An 18,109-nucleotide genomic window follows, 5' to 3' on the forward strand; every position below is an offset into this window, starting at 1 on the left:
CAGGGTGTCATACCGCCTGAGAGGCACTCGCAAAGAACTCCAGGATCACGCGGTTGACCTCGTCGGGGCGTTCGATGAAGCCCAGATGCCCGGCGTCGGCAATCTCGACGTACTTGCCGCCGGGAATGGCATCGGCCACCTCCCGGCCAAGGTAGGGCGGCAGGGTCATATCGTCACTAAACCCGATGACCAGCGACGGAACAGTGATCTCCGAGTAAGCGCCGGGCCGGTCGGGGCCGGGTATGGCACCGCGCTGGTGATCGATACCACCCGAGGTCGGCTCGGGCCACAGCGTGAACATGTCGATCCAGTCCTTGATCGCGGCATCGTTGTTCAGAGTCTTCGGGGAGAAGTTCAACAACAGGCGCATGGCCGCCTGATAGGACGCCGGCACCTCGACACCCGATGCGGACAGCTCAAGCTCCGCCTTGCGGAAGAACGAGCGCGTGGAATCCTCCCGCCCCCGCGTTCCCATGAACACCGCGGCGGTCACGAGATCCGGGCGGGTGAGGGCGAGCTCCTGGGCGATAAGCGCTCCCATGGAGAACCCGACCAACCGGGCTGGCGCAGCACCAAGATCCTCGATGAGCGCCGCGGCATCGGCCACCATGTCCTGCAGGGTGAAGCCATCGGCGCACTCGGTGGTCGGCGGTATCCCCCGGTTGTTGAAGGTGATCGTGCGATATCCCGCGGCGCGGAATGCCGGTACCTGATGCAGGTGCCAACTGCGCCCCGCGCCACCCCGCCCGGAGATAAAGACGACAGGATCACCGGAGGCGCCGAGCGCCAGGGGCCCACGATCGTCGTAACTGATCTGGATGCCGTTGATGTTCGCGAGAGGCACGGTGACTGAACCTACCGGTTCAACAGCGGGTAGCAGTCGGCCACTCGGCGCCGCCACCAGTCACACCGGTCAACAGGCGCGGCGAGCGCCGCCAGCCGGGCCCGGTCCGGAGCGAACGACGCCACCGTCAAGTAACCGTTCTCGGGTGCCGGGGTCTCGGCCACATCCTCGACGAAAAACCCTCCGGTACCCAGTCCGCAGGCATGCTCGAGCACCGGCAACGCCCCCGCCGCACGCAGACCGATGCCGATGCCGACCGCGCTATCGAGGGCGCTGGAGATCACCACGGGAATACCGATCCGCTCCGCGATATCCAGGAGCGCGGCCACACCACCGAGCGGGGCCACCTTGAGGACCGCGACATCGGCCGCCCCCGCCCGGGCGACACGCAGCGGATCGCTTGCTCGCCTGATGCTTTCGTCAGCGGCGATCGGCACAGCCGGGAGGCGCCGACGCACCTCCGCCAATTCCTCGACGGTGGCGCAGGGCTGTTCGGCGTATTCGAGAGCACCGTCGCGCGTCAGTGCGGTCAGCGCCTGAATCGCCTGTTCCACGGACCATCCCGCGTTGGCATCCACCCGCACAGTGGGGATCTGCGCGCGGACCGCTGCGACGCGGGCGACATCGTCGCCGAGGGTCTGCCCGGGCTCGGCCACCTTGACCTTGGCGGTGCGGGCGCCCGGGAAGCGGGCCAGCACCTCGGGTACGTCCGCGGCCGCTACCGCGGGCACCGTCGCGTTGACGGGTATGCGGGTGCGCCGGGCCGCGGGGAGCTCGGTGTACGCGGCCTCGATGGCGGCCCCTAGCCAGGCAGAGGCCTCGGGCGGGTCGTACTCGGGAAAGGCACCGAATTCGCCCCAGCCGGCCGGCCCCTCGATCAGAGCGACCTCCCGGGTGGTGATGCCGCGAAATCGCACCCGCATGGGCAAGGCGACGACATGCAGCCGGCCGAGCACATCGTCCAACGCGGGCAGCTCCACATCAGCGATCGTCGCACGCTGTTCAGATGGTCCGGTGCGACGCCCCGAAGCCTTCCCCCGCGGCCCGGTTCCCATCACCGCGCGAAAGTGACTTTGGTTTCTAGAGCGGCAGTGCGGCCGGATGCCAATCTGCCCACATCGGCGGACAGGCGAAGGAGAGCACATGCTGACGGTTCACGGCGTGGCGGGATATCAATCGGGTTGCCGGTGCGCAGGCTGCTCGTCGGCGGAGGCACAGCGACTGCAGCGGATCGGCGAAGCGGAACGCGAACGCTGGGAGCAGATCAATCAACGGGCCGCGCGGCGCTCGCAGCGTTACTTCGCCGACGCCGCGGATCATCCGCTGAACTGGCAGAAGCCCTGGACCACTGAGGAGATCGACACGGCGCTGGACGCATCGTCGACCGCCGCGCAAGTCGCGACGCGCTTGGGCCGCTCGATCGGGGCCATCCATGCCGCGCGCAGACGATTCCGGCCACGCATCAGTTGATGCCACAACTGGTCAACTTTTGGTCCCTAGCCAACGCATCTCGGAGGGCGTACCTTAATGTCATGTCAGTTGACATCAAGCCTGTTCCCCGATGGCTCCGATACTTCAACAAGGTCGTCATCGGCGGACACAAGATAGGCCTCAAATTGCCGATGATGGTCCTCACGGTCCCGGGCGCCAAGTCCGGCAAGCCGCGTTCGACTCCCATCACCCCCTTCACCCTCGACGGGCAGCGCTATGCCGTCGGTGGAGTTCCCGGATCGTCCTGGATCGCCAACGCACGCAAGGCCAAAGAGGGCACCCTGACACAAGGGCGCCACACCCAGCGGGTACGCATTGTCGAGCTGTCCCCCGAGGACTCCCGCCCGGTGCTCCGCGCGTTTCCGATCGAGGTGCCCACCGGAGTCGGCTTCATCAGAAACGCCGGGCTGGTCAAGGAGGGCACCCCGGATGAGTTCGAGGCACTGGCCGGGATGGCCGCCGTGTTCCGGTTGGATCCACTGGACCGCTAGGCCCTCGCCACGGCTAATCGTCCACGAGGGCATGACCCGGATAGAGAATTCGGGATTGATTCCCGCCGTTGCGTTTTGCCTCGTACATCGCGCGGTCGGCGCAGGCGGTCAACACATCGATCGCCTTTTGAGAAGCCGCCGACGCCACACTCGCAACCGCCTGGGCCGCGACCCCCACACTCGCGGTCACGGTGATCCCCGCAGGTGTGGATGACGTCACGGCTTCCCTGAGTCGCGTGGCGAATTCGGCCACGGCCTCCGCCGGGCAGACCGTCACCACGAGAAACTCCTCACCACCCGAGCGGCCCACCAGATTCCCCCGGCTCGATTCGGCAGTGAGCGCGCCGGCCAGGTCGACGAGCACCCGATCACCCGTCCCGTGACCGTACCGATCGTTGATCGACTTGAACCGGTCGATATCGACGATGGCGGCGGCGATCACCCGGTCTCCTTCCAACATGTACCCACGCGCCAGCCCACTGTGCAGCCGCTGCCACTCACCGTAGATGCCACGGCGGTTGAGCAGCCCGGTGAGTGGATCACGCTGGGCGGCAAGCGCGTCCAAGCGCACCACCGCGATCCCGAACTGGATGACCGCGGGTATCAACACCACCACGACCAACATGCTCGTCACCTTCACCACGGCGGTCATCGCCGCACCGACGGTGCCCTCGGCGAACAGACGCGACGACAGCGCCAAGATCATCGGGCCGCACCACGCGACATGCGCCACCAGTAGCCGGTTTCCCAGGAAGAAACTGACGTATGCGCCGACCGGGGTGAACAGCACCGTTCCCACCAGACCTGCCAGTGGGTCGGAGTCCTGCCAGCAGGCGAGCGCGATCCCGACGTCCGCGAAGGCGACGAAGGCGACCGCCTCGCGCAGGGATGGCCACGGCCCCACCACCCAGCGCACCGCCCAACCCAACGCCCCCAGGGCGCACACGCCGACGATGACGCGGCCCACCGTGCTCCGGGGTCCGGTGTCGCTGAACTGCACCGCGACGCAGATCGCCGCGAAGATCAGCGCATATCCACCGATGAGGTTGCGGACGGTCCGGTCAAGCTTGCGCGCGCGCAGGAATGCCCGCAGCCAGCCCGTGGGGACCGGCTCGGTCCACCACTGGAGCAGAAAACTCATCCACGCGGTGGAGCGGACGTACGTGACGATTCTGTTCAGCGGCATCTAGCTCTCCGGATTGGAGGTCGGCGGATTGCGCCTGGGGACCATACGCACGGTGGGCAACGGCGGTGCAGGCAGGCGCGCCACCGCACCCTCGTATCCCTCGACATGGCCGAAGCGTTCGGACTCGGCCTGCCATGCCTCGCGGAATTCCGCGATCTCGTCGTGATGACGGCCGACAAAGTTCCACCACATGACGATCTGCTCTCCGAATGGCTTGCCGCCCAGTAGAATTGCCCGTGCTATGGAATCTGTCGGGTTGAGGACGGTGAGCTGATCGACTCCGGTGCCCACGTAACCGAGCTCGCCCCGCGACAATCTGGTGCCGGACAACTCGACCGCCTCGGTATCCACCAGCAGCCCGTGCTCAAACCCGGGATCGACATCGAACCGCGCCATGCTCCGCGGTTCGAGCAGCAGCTCGGCACCCAGCAAGGGGGTGGCGGTACGCACCGGAGATGCCTGCCCCGCCAGGGTCCCCAAGAACACCCGCAGACGCACCCCGCCCACGGCGACCGCCTCGGGCGCGTAATGCTGAAAATCGCGTGCCGCATCCCGGGATTCATCGGGCAGGGCGACCCAGAGCTGCACACCATGCAGCGTGGTGGTCTGGGCCGTCGACACCTCCGAATGGCAGATACCGTGGCCACCCGTCATCAGGTTCAGCTCACCAGGGCGCACCATCGCATGCACTCCGTGGCTGTCGCGATGCTCGATCTCCCCCGTGAACAGCCAGCTCACCGTCTGCAGTCCGGTATGTGGATGAGGCGCCACATCCATTCCGCCGGTCTGCGTGATGTCATCGGGCCCGTAATGGTCGGCGAAGCACCAGGCGCCGATCAATGATCGCCCCGCCTGGGGCAGGGTCCGCAACACCGTCATCGCACGCGGTCCTCCGAGTGGAACCTCTCGGGGAGTGAGTATTTCGACCACGGGGTGTCCGGCTCCATCCCGTGAACACGCGCCACCCTCGCAGCGGGTTTCCGTCGGGGTGGTCTCCGTATTACTCATGTGACCATCATCGGCCGTACTCCCGGCGTCTGGGGCATAGTTGGTCACCATGGATGAATCCGAAGCCAGCGCCACGGTCGTCGACGCACCCGATCACCACCGGTTCGAGATCACCGCCGACGGTGAACTCGCGGGCTTCACCGAATACCTGGATACGGCATTGGGCAGCACCGACGTGCGGATTTTTTATCACACGGAAATCGACGAGAAGTTTGGCGGCCGCGGCCTCGCCGGGACGCTGGTGCAGTCGGCGCTGACATCCACCCGATCCACGGGACGAAGGATCGTGCCGGTATGCCCATACGTCAGGAAGTTCGTCGGCAAGCACCACGAGTTCGACGATGTGGTCGCCCCGGTGACGCGGGAAGCCCTGGCCGCCGTCGAGGCGCACCAGGGATGACCGATCATCGTGTCTACATCGACAAACAGACTCCATCCGTCTACCAGGGGCTGACCAAGACCGCCGCCGAGCTCCGTGCCCGGGCCGCCGAGGCCGGGCTCTCGCGAACAACCTTGGAATTAGTCAACATTCGAGTCTCTCAACTCAATCGCTGCCTGTTCTGCCTCGATCTACACACCCGTGTCGCGCTGGAGGAAGGCGAGTCCGCTCAGCGGATCGCCGTACTGCCGGTGTGGCAGGAGGCCGAACTGTTCAGCGATGTCGAGCGCGCGGCGCTGACGATCGCCGAGGCGGTGACGGAGGTCGCCGCTCGCCACCTCACCGACGAGCAGTACACCGCTGCCCGGGTACACCTGTCCGATGATCAGATATCGGCGCTGGTGTGGTCGGCCATCATGATCAACACCTTCAACCGGATCTCGATTCTGAGCCGCCACCCGATCACGAGGCGCTGACACCCGATCGTCTGGGGCGGGAATACAACCGAACCACCACGAGTTGGGTTTCATAAGCCAGACTAATAAACTGGTTACTGACTTATCTCACGGGGAAGGTATTCAACGATGCCGCAGCTGCGTGCCACATACGTCCGTAAGACAGCGCGCTCGGCGGTACTCGCCGTGACGCTCGCCAGCGCCCTATCCGGGTGCACCGTCTACCAGACGCTCACCAAGCCCACGGAAACTCCCCCGGCGCCGGCCACCACCTCACCCCTCAGTGACCAAGATCAGATCCGGCAAGTGACCGCCCAGATGGGCAAGGTGCTCGGAAGCCTCGATGCGGACGCCGCCAACGCCCTGACCTGCCCGCGCTACCAGGTGTCCAGCCGCACCGCCGACGAGAAGCTCGTCCCCTCGATCAATTCCTGGCAGGGGGCCCAGGAGGCGCTGCTGTACGGCGATACCTCGACGCTGTCCAGCCATGTGGCACAACGGTTCCCCAGTGCTGGCAGCGGCGAACGCGCCACACTCGTCAAGGCGATCGTCAACCGCGATCAGTTCGCCTACACGGCCACCGCGCTGCAGGTAATCCGCGAGTCCACCACGGTCGAGAAGTTCGCGATCGACAACATCAAGATCATCGGTGACAGCGCCACCGGAGACATCACCGCGACGTACAGCCTGGGTGGTGGCGCCACCCAGACCCGCACCCAGCCGAACCAGTTTCGCAAGGAGGACGGCAAGTGGGCGTGGTGCCAGCAGCCGCCGCCGGGCCTGTTCACCCAGTGGACGACATCCTCGGCGGCACAGTCGTCCGCGTAGCGGCTCACCGGTAGCGTCGACCGGCCACACACCGGGCGGCCTCTAGAGTCGGAGCCATGACCCAAGACGACGGGCAGACCGCCAATCCCTTTGACCCGACGCGCTGGCAACCGGTGGCGGGATTCGAGGATCTGACCGACATCACCTATCACCGCCACGTCAGCCAGGGAACCGTGCGGATAGCCTTCGACCGGCCCGAGGTACGGAACGCCTTTCGGCCACACACCGTCGATGAGCTCTACCGAACCCTGGACCACGCACGGATGACCTCCGATGTCGGTGCGGTGCTACTGACCGGGAACGGCCCCAGCCCCAAGGACGGCGGCTGGGCATTCTGCTCCGGCGGGGACCAGCGCATCCGAGGCCGCACCGGCTATCAATACGCGGGGGGCGAGACCGCCGAGACCGTGGACCCGGGCCGTGCGGGCCGTCTGCACATCCTGGAAGTGCAGCGCCTCATCCGCTTCATGCCAAAAGTGGTGATCGCCTTGGTGAATGGGTGGGCAGCGGGCGGTGGACACAGCCTGCACGTGGTGTGCGACCTGACATTGGCCAGCCGCGAACACGCTCGCTTCAAGCAGACCGACGCCGATGTGGGCAGCTTCGACGGTGGCTACGGCAGCGCATACCTGGCCAAGATGGTTGGGCAGAAATTTGCCCGTGAGATCTTCTTCCTGGGCCGGCCGTATACGGCCGAACAGATGCATCAGATGGGCGCCGTCAACGAGGTCCTCGACCACGAACATCTGGAGACTGTCGCGCTGGAGTGGGCCGCCGCCATCAACGAAAAGTCACCTCAGGCACAACGAATGCTGAAGTACGCCTTCAACCTCGCCGATGACGGACTCGTCGGACAGCAGTTGTTCGCCGGGGAGGCAACACGATTGGCCTATATGACCGATGAGGCCGTCGAAGGCCGTGACTCGTTCCTGGAGAAGCGCAAGCCGGACTGGTCGCCCTACCCCTGGCACTACTAAGACCCAAGGGCCCCGCTCAGCACGGGTTGGGCCTGCAGCGGCCGCCGGCTACTCGATTTTCCGTGCGGCTACCGTGCCGCGCGTTCCATCCAGAAGTCGAGCTCGAGGTCCTCTTCTGCGCATTGGCGATACTTCGAGAAGTCGGTGACACCGGCCTCGGTGAGCACCTCGTCGTCGATGAAGCTGTTTCCGGTGACCTCGCGGCTGGGCTTGATCAGGATCTCGTACGCGGCGTCGGCCATGATCTCGGCGGAGCGACAGCGGGCCACGAGTTCCGCGCCCAGGATGTTGCGGATGGCGGCGGTGTCGATGGTGGTGCGCGGCCACAGCGAGTTCGACGCGATGCCGTACTTGCGTAGTTCGGCGGCTAGTCCGATGGCCACCAGGCTCATGGAGAACTTCGAAATCGTGTACGCGGTGGTGGTCTGATCGAACCACTTGGGTTCCAGCGTGATGGGCGGTGACAGCGTCAGGATGTGCGGGTTCTCCGCCTCCTTGAGCGCGCCGAGCGCCGACGTCGAGAGCGAGAAGGCGCCCCGCGCGTTGATGTCCTGCATCAGGTCGTAGGCCTTCATCGAGATCGACTCCGAGGGAGCGAGATTCAACGCGCTCGCATTGTTGACCACGATGTCTATCCCACCGAACCTCTCCACCGTCTGGGCCACAGCCGAGGCCACGACCTCGTCGTCACGGACGTCACCGAGGATGGGGAGCGCATGACCACCGGCGGCCTCGATCTCCTCGGCAGCGGTGTAGATGGTGCCGGGAAGCTTGGGATGCGGCTCTGCCGTCTTGGCCATGATCGCGACATTCGCACCGTCGCGCGCGGCCCGGAGTGCGATCGCCAGTCCGATGCCGCGGCTGCCTCCCGACATGATGATGGTCTTACCTGCCAGCGATCCCATAGCCACGTCCTTGTCGTCATAGGGAATGAGTGAGGCCAGCGTAGGGCACCGCCGGTAAGGCATACCTTCGAGACCTAAGTCACCCAGGCCCGGCATTTCGCACTCATCGCGGTGGGCTTACAGTTCTTACTCGTGAGTAAGAACTCGGTGAGCAAGCGACTCAACACCGCCTTTGCCCGCGCCCTGATGCAGCCTTTCCCCAGCCCATCGCTCTTTCGGGCGAAGCTCGACGCGAACTACGGCGTCTCGGTCAAGGACAAGCGCGTCCTCATCACCGGCGCTTCGTCAGGTATCGGCGAGGAAGCCGCGTACCAATTCGGCAAGCTCGGCGCCAAGGTCATCGTGGTGGCACGGCGTGAAGACCTGCTGAACGAGGTCGCCGCGCGTATCACCGCCGCCGGCGGCACGGCGGATGCCATCGCATGCGATCTGTCGGACCTCGATGCCATCGACAAGCTGGTGGAGACCGTTAATGAGCGCCATGGCGGCGTCGACATCCTGGTCAACAACGCCGGTCGCTCCATCCGGCGCAAGACCTACGAGTCACTGGATCGCTGGCATGACGCCGAGCGAACCATGCAGCTCAACTACTTCTCCCCGTTGCGGCTGATCCGCGGGTTCGCTCCCGGCATGGTCGAACGCCGCAGTGGCCACATCATCAACGTGGCCACCTGGGGAGTGCTCACAGACGTCGTGCCACAGTTCGCGGTGTACAACGCGTCCAAGGCCGCATTGTCGACGGTCAGCAGGATCGTGGATGCCGAGTACGGCAAGTACAACGTGCACACCACCACGCTCTACTTCCCTTTGGTGCGTACCCCGATGATCGCGCCCACCGAGGCGTACACCAACGCGGCGGCGCTGACCTCCGCCGAGGCCGCGGATTGGATGGTGCTGGCGGCACGTACCCGACCGGTGCGCATCGCCCCGCGAATTTCGGTGATGTCGGCTGCCACCAACGCGCTGGCCCCCAGCCTGGTGACAAAGGTGGCAATGTCCGGGCGCGAAACCCTCTAATATCTCCATCCCCGTGATACACACGGGTATGGAGATATTGTCCAGCCGAATACTGTTGCGTCCTAAGGACTATGACGCGACGCTGGCCTTCTATCGGGACACGCTGGGCCTTGCCGTCGCGCGCGACTACGGAGCCGGCGTGGTGTTCTTCGCCGGGCAATCCCTCATCGAGATCGCCGGACACGGCCGCACGGACGGACCTCCCACCGCATTTCCCGGCGCGCTCTGGCTCCAGGTACGCGACGTCTACGCGGCGCAAACCGACCTGGAAAGCCGCGGCGCGTCGATAAGCCGTGCCGCGCAACAGGAGCCGTGGGGACTGCATGAGATGCATGTCGCCGCCCCCGACGGCGTCACGCTGATCTTCGTGCAGATCCCCCCGGACCACCCACTACGCAAAGACACCCGGCGGTAGCTTCCGCCGGGTGTCTGTGGAGTTGGTCGCGTTACTACTTGACGAACGGGAAGAAGTCGATGCCCGTGTGGTGGATGATCGTGGTCCGGGTAATCCACAACAGCGCCAGCACGATGACCGCTCCGACCAGGGTGAAGAGCGCCAGTCCCAGAAACTTCACGGCCGGGTTGGGCGCGGTGACCGTGCCGTCGTCGTTGGCGCCACCGGCACCCGACGAGTAGGCGACCAGGCCCGCCGCGAACACCGCCGGCAGACCCGCACCGAGGACCAAACCAACAACGAGCACCTTGCCGATGGCTTCCACGTAGTTCATTGAGGCTTCCTTACTATTCGCGGGGTTGGGTTAGACCGAAGCCGTGTCGCTGGCAGAGTCCTGCTTCGAGGCGTCCTTGCTCTCGGCGGACACTTCGGCCTTGACCTCGCGGACATCGGCGGGCACCACAGAGTTGGTGGAGTCGTCCCAATCGGCGTTGACGTTGCTGGAGTCGACCTTCTCCTGCTGAGCACGCCACCACATGTAACCGGAGAGCACCACGAGCAGGCCGAAGATGATGAGGTCGCCGACCATCGGCGTGGTGAGATCGCCGACACCCTTGGAGAGCCAGTAGGACAGCGCGCCGACGATGCCGGCTGCGGGCAAGGTGACCAGCCAGGCCAGCACCATGCGACCCGCCACCGCCCAGCGCACCTCGGCACCGGGCTTACCGACACCGCTGCCCAGGATGGAGCCAGTGGCCACGTGCGTGGTGGACAGAGCCATACCGGCGGCACTGGAGCTCAGGATGATCGCGGCCGAGGACGCTTCGGCGGCCAGACCCTGTGGGGACTCGATCTCGACGAGGCCCTTGCCCAGGGTGCGGATGACGCGCCATCCGCCGAGGTAGGTGCCGAGGCCGATGGCGAGCGCGCAGCTGGCGATGATCCAGAACGGGAGCCCGGTCTCCTTGACGTTTCCGGTCAGGTGGCCGGTGGTGATGAGCGCCAGGGCGATGACACCCATGGTCTTCTGTGCGTCATTGGTTCCGTGCGACAGCGCAACCAAGGACGCGGTGGCGATCTGGCCCCAGCGGAAGCCCTCTTCGCGACGCTTCTTCACCACGTTGCGGGTGATGCGGTAGACCAGCCAGGTACCGGCGGCGGCGACCAGGCCGGCGATCAGTGGCGCGGCCAGCGCGGGGATGATGACCTTCTGCAAGATGCCGTCCCACTTCACGCCCGACAGGCCGATGGCGGCGAGTGCGGCGCCGATGAGGCCACCGAAGAGTGCGTGCGACGAGCTGGACGGAATACCGAAGAGCCAGGTCAGCAAGTTCCACAGGATGCCGCCGATGAGGCCCGCGAAGATGATCGTCAGGCCCATCGACGGGGTGATGTTGGGCAGCAGGTGACCGGTCTTGCTGTCTTGCACCTTGATGACCGAGGTGGTCACGGTGACGGCGACCTCGACGGAGAGGAACGCGCCGACGAGGTTCAGGACGCCTGCCAGCAGAACCGCGGTCTTGGGCTTGAGCGCACCCGTTGCGATGGACGTCGCCATGGCGTTACCGGTGTCATGAAACCCGTTGGTGAAGTCGAAGGCCAGTGCCGTTGCGATCAACAGCACCAGAATGATCATGGTTGCGTCCATGGCGCTAATTCTGGGGTAAAGGCCTTGACTTTGACCAGCTGATGGACGAGCAAGTTCGGGCGCTGACCGGCCAGTTTGATATTTCCCGCAAGGAGTTCACATTCCGTTAACCTTCCGGGTGCTGACTGTTCGGACTGGACGCGGGCTTCCTGGCTCATTGCGGCTAGTTTTGCCTGGCGACAACAGCAGCCAACAGCACTACGATCCCTAGCAGTCGACACGAAGAGGACGGCCGCCCGTCCCTACAGGAGTTTGAGGCCGTGAACGCATTTCTGAGCAAGATCGTCACCTGGCTTCGGGCGGGGTACCCCGAAGGCGTCCCGCCACCTGACTATGTCCCCCTGCTGGCGCTGCTGGGGCGCAGGCTGAGTAACGACGAAGTCAAGACCGTGGCGCGTGAACTGATGGCCCGGGGCGACTTCGACAACATCGACATCGCTGTGCTCATCACCCAGGTAACCGATGAGCTGCCGACCGGAGAAGATATCGAGCGGGTCCGCGAGCGACTGGCGAAAAAGGGCTGGCCCCTGGATGATCCGCGTGAGCCCGCGGATCATCGGGAAGAACCGGGCTCCGGTCAGGCCACCGACCACCCGGCGTGACCCGGCTACTGCGCGCCTTGCCCGTACCCAGCGGGCAGACCATGCTGGGCCTGCTCCCCCGCCTGGCGGAGCTGCTGGACGGCCGTGGCGACGCGGTCTTGCCCGTGCCTGTCGACGATGCCGATCGGGCCCACTTACTCGCCTCTGAACTCGCCGCCGACGAACCGATCGCCGAGGATGTCGCGGTGGTGGTCTCAACATCAGGCACAACGGGAAAACCCAAGGGCGCCATGCTCACCCGCGATGCCCTCGCGGCCAGCGGTTCGGCCACGCATGCCCGCCTGGGCGGTACCGGCCAATGGCTACTGGCACTGCCACCCCATCACATCGCCGGAATGCAGGTGCTGCTGCGCAGCATCCAGGCCGGAACCGAACCCGTCGTTGTTGACGTCTCGGCCGGTTTCTCCCTGTCCAATTTCGTGCGGGCGGCCGCCGAGATGACTGGGAATCGCCGGTACATCTCTTTGGTGGCAACACAATTGGTGAAGGCACTAGACAATCCCGCGGCATCGGAGGCACTCGCCTCCTTTGACGCCGTACTCCTGGGCGGTGGTCCGCTACCCGCCGCCGTCGCCATCAGGGCAGCGCAGGCCCGTGTCCCGGTGGTCCGGACCTACGGCATGAGTGAGACCTGTGGCGGGTGCGTGTACGACGGGGTGGCCCTGGCCGGCGTCCAGGTGCGCATCGGCCCGGAGGGCCGGATCAGCCTCGGTGGCGCCACAGTGGCATCGGGCTATCGGAATATGCCAGACCATAAGGCATTTGCGGATCCCCGATGGTTCCATACCGATGACTTCGGCGAGCTCGACGAGGGCCGATTGCGGGTGCTGGGACGGTTGGACGAGGCCATCGGTACCGGCGGGCTCACCGTGGTTCCGCAGGTGGTGGAGGCCGCCCTTGCCACTCACCCGCTGGTCGCCGAATGCGCCGTGTTCGGCGTTCCCGACGACCGGCTCGGCCAGCGCGTCGCCGTCGCGGTAGTGCCGTCCCCAGCGGGCACCCCCACGCTGGAGGATCTCCGGACGCATGTCATCGCGACACTCGAAGACACCGCCGCCCCACGTGAACTACATCTTCTCGACGAACTACCGCGGCACGGAATCGGGAAACTCGACCGCCGCGCTCTCGTCAAACGCTTCTCTTGACCTCAAGCTGACTTGAGTTCATAGCGTTCACACCATGACACGTGAACAGTTTGCGCCGGGTTCCCCGCCGCTGGTTCGGGACGGCGACCGCGAGATCGTCAGCACCGCGGCCGGGAACGAGACCGGATTGGTGATGGACTCCGACGCGACAGGCGGAGCGGTCAGCGTCCTGAGCATCTACCTACCCGAGGGCGCGAATGGCGCGGCCCCGCATTTCCACACTCGATCCACCGAACTGTTCTATCTGGTGTCGGGGCGGCTGGAAATCCTGGCGGGTGATCGTATCGAGATTCTGGAACAGGGCGACACACTGTTGGTTCCCCAGCTGATGCCGCATGCGTTCGGCGCTACCGGCGATAGCGATGCCAATATTTTCACGGTGCTCTCCCCCGGCGTCCAGCGCTTCGACTACTTCCGGCTGCTGGACCGAATTGTCCACGGGCAGGCCGATATCAGCGAGCTACAGGCCGCGCAGGAAAGCTATGACAACCACTTCATCGAGAGTCCGGTGTGGTCCGAGGGGCGAGGGCTGTCGGCGCTGGACGCCCGCTGATCAGCCAGACTCGGCGACCGCTTTGATCCGGTTGAGGGTCTCACGCATGCCGTTACGGTTGGTGCGACCACGCGACCAGCCGAGCAGTGCCCAGTAGATACGCAGCGGCAATGTCGGTGTCAGCTCAAAGGATTCGGTGACATCGGTGCCACCGCCAACGGGCTCGAACCGATAGCGCCAGGTGTTCACCGTCTTGCCGTTGGGCCAGAGCACCGCGAAACCGAAGGAACGGCCGCGGTCGCAATCGACGATTCGGCACACCGTCCAGTAGACGGGCCCCTTCTGATTGCGCTTCACATGACCGCGGAAGCGCACGCCCACCGCAGGGGCGGTGGCGCCGTCGAGCCATTCGGCCTCGAATGTCTCCGGACTGAACTTCCCGGTGTTGGTGATATCGCTGACCAGTTCCCAAATCTTGTCGGCGGGAGCGGCGATGTGGACGGTGACCGAATCACGCATGGCGTTACGGTACCCGCGATGAATCTCGGTGACGGGCCGGGTCTGTATCACCATGACCCTTACCTCCCATTTCGATCAGCGGTTCAGCGAGCCAGGTGCCACCGCCCCCGCATGGCGCGACGTGTCGGCACTGCTGGTCGCCGCCGAGCTGTACTGGATGACCACCGTCCGCGCCGATGGCAGCCCACACATGACTCCCCTGGTCGGACTGTGGCAGGAGGACTTCTTCGTATTCTGCACCGGCCCTACCGAGCAGAAGGCGCGCAACCTCGACGCGAACGCCGCGGTGGCCGTCGCGACCGGCGTCAATACCTGGAACGACGGACACGACGTCGTCGTCGAAGGAACAGCCGAACGCGTCCTCGAGCCCTCAGCCCTGCACATCCTGGCGGACGCCTACATCCAAAAATACGGCGAAGAATGGAGATTCACGCCGAGCGAGGGCGGATTCGGCGAGGGCGATCAGTTCGCCGCCGTATACAAGGTGGTGCCGTCGAAGGTGCTGTCCTTTACCAAGAATCCGCACGGACAGACGCGATACGCCCCCTAAGGAAGCTCGATCGGCAGTGTGACGCCGTCATGTGCGCGGCAGTGTCCGCAGGTGTCGACGGATTCGGTCGCGGTCACCGCGGTGCGCACCAGCTCCTTGAATCCGCCGATATTCCGCTCGAACTCGGCGAACACGTCAACCGCCCGGACGCCCTGGCCGTGTTCGATTCCGGCATCCAGGTCGGTGACCAAAGCGATTGCGGCGTAGCAGATTTCAAGCTCACGGGCCAGCACCGCCTCGGGGTATCCGGTCATGTTGACCAGAGTGAAACCCTGCGATGCGTACCACCGGCTTTCGGCCCGCGTCGAAAACCGCGGACCCTGCACCACCACCATCGTGCCGCCGTCGACGGTCTCAGGTTGCAGCGATACGGCCCGTAACCCGGGGCAGTACGGGTCGGCGAATTCCACGTGGATACCGCCACTGTCGAAGAATGTCTGCTCGCGCCCGCTGGTGCGATCCACCAGCTGATCGGGTACCACGATGGTTCCGGGGCCCAGATCAGCGGTGAGGCTGCCCACGGCGCACGGCGCGAAGACCCGGCGCACACCCAGCGCACGGAGCGCCCACATGTTGGCGCGATAAGGCACGGTGTGCGGCGAGAACTCGTGGCGACTTCCATGCCGTGGCAGAAACGCCACCTCGCGCTCCCCTACCAGCCCAATCGTGATGGGTGCACTGGGCTGACCGTACGGCGTCGTCGGGGTGACGGTCCGCACCGGTTTGTCGAAGAACGAGTAGAAACCGCTACCACCGATCACCGCGAGCATGCCGATATTGTCGTTCAAGGCTTCGACTTACGACCAGTTGGGGTGTACGGCCGCACCGCACAGATAATTAGTCGCCCGAATGCCTGCAATAGTTCCCAACAAATTTCGGCCGCAATTTTCTCAATTTCATGAAGCAATACACACATAGTTGCCGCAACTGAATAGCGGAGCGGACACTCCCGCTCTGAGCTATCGCACGGCAGGTGCATGAATTGCTGACGGAAATTCATAGTCACCCACAGATAATGCCGCCGGCGCTCCGGCCTTGACGCGCCCCGGGCCGGGGCTACGGTAGAGAGATGAATTCGATTGGGCCTCAACTACATCGAAGACACTTCCTGATAGCCACCGCAGCATCGGCCGGAGCCCTGGCACTCGCGTCATGTGCCGATCGGCCCGGTGAAGAAGCGGCCCTCACGAAGGAGACGACCGGCGTGTACGAATTGCCGAATCTCGACTGGGATTACTCAGCCCTGGAGCCACATATTTCCGGCGAGATCAACCAGCTGCACCACGACAAGCATCATGCCGCATACGTCAAAGGCGCCAACGACGCCGTGGAGCAACTCGCCGAAGCTCGGGCGAAGGGTGACAACGCAACGATCGTGCTGCTGGAAAAGAACCTCGCGTTCAATCTCGGCGGCCACGTGAACCACTCGATCTGGTGGAAGAACCTCTCCCCCCATGGCGGTGACAAACCCCAGGACGACCTGGCTGCCGCGCTCGACGAGCAGTTCGGGAGCTTCGACAAATTCCGCGGGCAGTTTTCCGCGGCAGCCAACGGTGTTCAGGGCTCGGGCTGGGCATGGCTCGGGTACGACACCCTCGGCAAGAAACTGCTGACTTTCCAGATGTACGACCAGCAGTCCAACGTGCCGTTCGGGATCGTGCCGCTCCTCGGCGTGGACGTCTTTGAGCACGCGTACTACCTGCAGTACAAGAACGTGAAGGCCGACTACGTCAAGGCGTTCTGGAACGTGGTGAATTGGCCCGATGTCCAGGCACGTTTTGCCTCGGCACTATCGAAAACGCCTGGCTTGATCTTCCCGTAGCGAATGTTCGGACGTGGTCATGGCAGGATCGGCCACATGGCCAGCATCGCGCAATGGATCGAAGGTTCCCGCCCCCGCACCTGGCCCAACGCCCTCGCCCCGGTGATCGCCGGCACAGGTGCCGCAGCGGCGGCCGGCAGCCCCGTCTGGTGGAAAGCACTTCTAGCACTGGCCGTATCGGTGAGCATGATCATCGGCGTCAACTTCGCCAACGACTATTCGGACGGGATCCGCGGGACCGATGACGACCGAGTGGGACCGCTGCGGCTGGTCGGCTCCCGTCTGGCATCACCCGCGGCGGTCAAGGCCGTCGCCATCGCATTCCTGGCCCTGGGCGCGGCCGCGGGATTGGCACTGGCCATCACCACCGCCTGGTGGCTAGTGGCCGTCGGCGCGGTATGCGTCGCCGGGGCCTGGTTCTATACCGGCGGGTCGAAACCCTACGGATACAGCGGTTTTGGTGAAATCGCCGTCTTCATATTCTTCGGCCTGGTGGCCGTGCTGGGCACTGAATATGTGCAGACCTTGACGGTCAGTCCCATCGGCCTGGCGCTGGCGGTGGCAATCGGCAGCTTCTCCAGCGCGGTGCTGGTCGCCAACAATCTGCGTGATATCCCCACCGATCGAGAGTCCGGCAAAATCACACTGGCCGTGCGGTTGGGCGACGCACGGACCCGAATCCTGTTTCCGGCGCTGTTGACGGTTCCGGTTCTGATCAGCCTCGGACTGGGCTTCGGGCACCCGTGGCGCCTGTTCGGGCTGGTGATGTTGCCGTTGATGGTCAAGGCTGCCCGCCCGGTTGTCACCAAAGCGCAAGGGCCAGCGTTGATCCCGACGCTGCGCGATACCGGACTCGCCATGCTCGGCTGGGCGATTCTCACCGCCTCAGCTCTGGCCTGGTTGAGCTAAATCCCTTGGGGCCGCGACGGGCTCAGGAGAAGTTCTTACAGACGACACCCGTGTTTTGGCACGTAACACCGGTGTGGTCCGGTGCGCTCACCCATCCGCCCCCCTGGTTGTAGCCCGGAGGAAGATCTGACCGATTCGGGTTACCGGTGGCGTCGCAAAATATCCAGCTGTTCTGGCAGGCGTGTCCCTGGCCCTGAGGAAGCGTTCCCCAGCCGCTATTGCCGTCCCTGCCGGGCTGCTGATTGGTGAACGACTGACGCGAACCATCTCCGACGCCCGGTCCGGGTATCGGCGGCTCAATGGGGCCGGCCAATGTCTGCCCAACCGCCGGCTCGCGCAGAACATCGACGCCTTGCATCCCCAGTCCAAAGAGGGGAACAGCTAACAGCGCCGTACAACAAAGAACGTTTCTTGCCTTCGTGAATGCATACATAGTGACTCCGTTA

General features: G+C 64.7%; 24 protein-coding genes and 1 pseudogene. 14 read left to right on the forward strand and 11 right to left on the reverse strand.

What is annotated here, in order from left to right; all coding sequences use genetic code 11:
* Window positions 1-7 precede the first annotated feature (7 nt).
* Both B4400_RS03510 and B4400_RS03515 read right to left on the reverse strand, forming a co-directional pair.
* On the reverse strand, window positions 8-844 hold the full coding sequence (locus B4400_RS03510) for an alpha/beta fold hydrolase (protein ID WP_078308340.1): 837 nt from the start codon (window positions 842-844) through the stop codon (window positions 8-10).
* 11 nt (window positions 845-855) lie between these two features.
* Entirely contained in the window at window positions 856-1,824 is a 969-nt protein-coding gene (locus tag B4400_RS03515; protein ID WP_139361277.1) for an o-succinylbenzoate synthase, read from the reverse strand.
* Window positions 1,825-1,987: 163 nt separating this feature from the next.
* On the opposite strand from B4400_RS03515, the gene B4400_RS03520 reads away from it, so the two are divergent.
* Both B4400_RS03520 and B4400_RS03525 read left to right on the forward strand, forming a co-directional pair.
* Window positions 1,988-2,314: a hypothetical protein gene (locus B4400_RS03520; RefSeq protein ID WP_078308337.1), complete on the forward strand. Its 327-nt coding sequence runs from the start codon at window positions 1,988-1,990 to the stop codon at window positions 2,312-2,314.
* Between the two features lie 62 nt (window positions 2,315-2,376).
* Window positions 2,377-2,826 (forward strand): nitroreductase/quinone reductase family protein, encoded by a 450-nt coding sequence (locus B4400_RS03525; protein WP_078308335.1) that lies wholly within the window; start codon window positions 2,377-2,379, stop codon window positions 2,824-2,826.
* A gap of 13 nt (window positions 2,827-2,839) precedes the next feature.
* Here B4400_RS03525 and B4400_RS03530 read toward each other — a convergent pair whose 3' ends face one another.
* Window positions 2,840-4,012, reverse strand: coding sequence for a GGDEF domain-containing protein (locus B4400_RS03530; protein ID WP_139359961.1), 1,173 nt, complete (start codon window positions 4,010-4,012; stop codon window positions 2,840-2,842).
* A complete protein-coding gene (locus B4400_RS03535) occupies window positions 4,013-5,020 on the reverse strand; it encodes a pirin family protein (protein WP_078308544.1) in 1,008 nt (335 codons plus the stop codon).
* 49 nt (window positions 5,021-5,069) lie between these two features.
* On the opposite strand from B4400_RS03535, the gene B4400_RS03540 reads away from it, so the two are divergent.
* From B4400_RS03540 to B4400_RS03555, 4 genes are all read left to right on the forward strand, one after another.
* On the forward strand, window positions 5,070-5,420 hold the full coding sequence (locus B4400_RS03540) for a GNAT family N-acetyltransferase (protein WP_078308332.1): 351 nt from the start codon (window positions 5,070-5,072) through the stop codon (window positions 5,418-5,420).
* Window positions 5,417-5,875: a carboxymuconolactone decarboxylase family protein gene (locus tag B4400_RS03545; protein ID WP_078308329.1), complete on the forward strand. Its 459-nt coding sequence runs from the start codon at window positions 5,417-5,419 to the stop codon at window positions 5,873-5,875. The genes B4400_RS03540 and B4400_RS03545 overlap by 4 nt, the downstream gene beginning before the upstream one ends.
* Before the next feature lie 108 nt (window positions 5,876-5,983).
* Complete coding sequence (locus B4400_RS03550; protein ID WP_078308326.1) at window positions 5,984-6,682, forward strand: hypothetical protein; 699 nt, start codon at window positions 5,984-5,986, stop codon at window positions 6,680-6,682.
* A gap of 56 nt (window positions 6,683-6,738) precedes the next feature.
* Entirely contained in the window at window positions 6,739-7,659 is a 921-nt protein-coding gene (locus B4400_RS03555; RefSeq protein WP_078308324.1) for a 1,4-dihydroxy-2-naphthoyl-CoA synthase, read from the forward strand.
* 68 nt (window positions 7,660-7,727) lie between these two features.
* Here B4400_RS03555 and B4400_RS03560 read toward each other — a convergent pair whose 3' ends face one another.
* The gene (locus B4400_RS03560; RefSeq protein WP_078308321.1) at window positions 7,728-8,564 is read right to left on the reverse strand and encodes an SDR family oxidoreductase; all 837 of its coding nucleotides are present in this window, start codon (window positions 8,562-8,564) and stop codon (window positions 7,728-7,730) included.
* A 132-nt stretch (window positions 8,565-8,696) separates the two neighbouring features.
* Between B4400_RS03560 and B4400_RS03565 the strand changes: the two genes are divergently transcribed.
* Window positions 8,697-9,581: an SDR family oxidoreductase gene (locus B4400_RS03565; protein ID WP_078308318.1), complete on the forward strand. Its 885-nt coding sequence runs from the start codon at window positions 8,697-8,699 to the stop codon at window positions 9,579-9,581.
* Between the two features lie 28 nt (window positions 9,582-9,609).
* Window positions 9,610-9,996, forward strand: coding sequence for a VOC family protein (locus B4400_RS03570; protein ID WP_078308316.1), 387 nt, complete (start codon window positions 9,610-9,612; stop codon window positions 9,994-9,996).
* Window positions 9,997-10,030: 34 nt separating this feature from the next.
* On the opposite strand, the gene B4400_RS03575 is transcribed toward B4400_RS03570, so the two are convergent.
* From B4400_RS03575 to B4400_RS25125, 3 genes and pseudogenes are all read right to left on the reverse strand, one after another.
* Complete coding sequence (locus tag B4400_RS03575; protein ID WP_078308313.1) at window positions 10,031-10,309, reverse strand: hypothetical protein; 279 nt, start codon at window positions 10,307-10,309, stop codon at window positions 10,031-10,033.
* 30 nt (window positions 10,310-10,339) lie between these two features.
* Complete coding sequence (locus B4400_RS03580) at window positions 10,340-11,623, reverse strand: inorganic phosphate transporter (RefSeq protein WP_078308310.1); 1,284 nt, start codon at window positions 11,621-11,623, stop codon at window positions 10,340-10,342.
* Window positions 11,608-11,822: pseudogene (locus B4400_RS25125) on the reverse strand (hypothetical protein). The gene B4400_RS03580 and the pseudogene B4400_RS25125 overlap by 16 nt, the downstream one beginning before the upstream one ends.
* Before the next feature lie 61 nt (window positions 11,823-11,883).
* On the opposite strand from B4400_RS25125, the gene B4400_RS03590 reads away from it, so the two are divergent.
* From B4400_RS03590 to B4400_RS03600, 3 genes are read left to right on the forward strand one after another with little or no spacing between them, the layout of a single operon-like run.
* Window positions 11,884-12,225: a DUF3349 domain-containing protein gene (locus B4400_RS03590; protein WP_078308307.1), complete on the forward strand. Its 342-nt coding sequence runs from the start codon at window positions 11,884-11,886 to the stop codon at window positions 12,223-12,225.
* Entirely contained in the window at window positions 12,222-13,370 is a 1,149-nt protein-coding gene (gene menE, locus B4400_RS03595; RefSeq protein WP_078308304.1) for an o-succinylbenzoate--CoA ligase, read from the forward strand. The genes B4400_RS03590 and menE overlap by 4 nt, the downstream gene beginning before the upstream one ends.
* A 34-nt stretch (window positions 13,371-13,404) precedes the next feature.
* Window positions 13,405-13,923: a cupin domain-containing protein gene (locus B4400_RS03600; RefSeq protein WP_078308301.1), complete on the forward strand. Its 519-nt coding sequence runs from the start codon at window positions 13,405-13,407 to the stop codon at window positions 13,921-13,923.
* On the opposite strand, the gene B4400_RS03605 is transcribed toward B4400_RS03600, so the two are convergent.
* Window positions 13,924-14,382, reverse strand: a complete 459-nt coding sequence (locus B4400_RS03605; RefSeq protein WP_078308543.1) for an SRPBCC family protein — start codon at window positions 14,380-14,382, stop codon at window positions 13,924-13,926.
* Between the two features lie 52 nt (window positions 14,383-14,434).
* Here B4400_RS03605 and B4400_RS03610 point away from each other — a divergent pair, with 52 nt between their 5' ends.
* A complete protein-coding gene (locus B4400_RS03610) occupies window positions 14,435-14,932 on the forward strand; it encodes a pyridoxamine 5'-phosphate oxidase family protein (protein ID WP_078308298.1) in 498 nt (165 codons plus the stop codon).
* Here the strand turns inward: B4400_RS03610 and B4400_RS03615 are convergent.
* Complete coding sequence (locus B4400_RS03615; protein WP_070952047.1) at window positions 14,929-15,702, reverse strand: S-methyl-5'-thioadenosine phosphorylase; 774 nt, start codon at window positions 15,700-15,702, stop codon at window positions 14,929-14,931. The two genes, B4400_RS03610 and B4400_RS03615, sit on opposite strands and share 4 nt — an antisense overlap.
* Before the next feature lie 434 nt (window positions 15,703-16,136).
* Between B4400_RS03615 and B4400_RS03620 the strand changes: the two genes are divergently transcribed.
* Together B4400_RS03620 and B4400_RS03625 are read left to right on the forward strand one after the other, a co-directional pair.
* The gene (locus B4400_RS03620) at window positions 16,137-16,754 is read left to right on the forward strand and encodes a superoxide dismutase (RefSeq protein WP_286151069.1); all 618 of its coding nucleotides are present in this window, start codon (window positions 16,137-16,139) and stop codon (window positions 16,752-16,754) included.
* A 36-nt stretch (window positions 16,755-16,790) separates the two neighbouring features.
* On the forward strand, window positions 16,791-17,663 hold the full coding sequence (locus B4400_RS03625; protein ID WP_078308542.1) for a 1,4-dihydroxy-2-naphthoate polyprenyltransferase: 873 nt from the start codon (window positions 16,791-16,793) through the stop codon (window positions 17,661-17,663).
* A 22-nt stretch (window positions 17,664-17,685) separates the two neighbouring features.
* On the opposite strand, the gene B4400_RS03630 is transcribed toward B4400_RS03625, so the two are convergent.
* Window positions 17,686-18,021: a hypothetical protein gene (locus B4400_RS03630; protein WP_078308289.1), complete on the reverse strand. Its 336-nt coding sequence runs from the start codon at window positions 18,019-18,021 to the stop codon at window positions 17,686-17,688.
* Window positions 18,022-18,109 lie beyond the last annotated feature (88 nt).

Origin of the sequence: Mycobacterium sp. D16Q13, assembly GCF_002013375.1 — a bacterium.
Taxonomy (GTDB): Bacteria; Actinomycetota; Actinomycetes; order Mycobacteriales; family Mycobacteriaceae; genus Mycobacterium.